Annotated in this window: 1 protein-coding gene; it reads right to left on the reverse strand. The window is 74.1% G+C overall.

The genetic code is table 11. The annotated features are described in order from the left end of the window. The coding region (locus tag AB3X89_RS40575) for a hypothetical protein (protein ID WP_368588103.1) at positions 1–255 on the reverse strand (255 nt) is incomplete at both ends.

The raw sequence follows: 255 nt of genomic DNA on the forward strand, positions 1-255 counted from the left end.
CGTAGCCCCGCCGCGCATACGCATCGTCAGCCGGCGCGGGCAGTGCCTTGCGGTCGAGCTTGCCGTTCACCGTCAGCGGCAGCGCCGCCAGCGGCACGAACGCCGCCGGCACCATGTAGTCCGGCAGTTGCCCCACCAGATGCGCGCGCAGCGTCGCCGCAAGCTGCGCTTCCTGCGCCTCCTCTGCGGCCACCACATACGCCACCAGCTGCGGCTCGCCGGCCCGCTCCTCGCGCGCCACCACCACCGCCTCGC

This window comes from Paraburkholderia sp. BR14320 (assembly GCF_040948665.1).
Taxonomy (GTDB): Bacteria; Pseudomonadota; Gammaproteobacteria; order Burkholderiales; family Burkholderiaceae; genus Paraburkholderia; species Paraburkholderia youngii.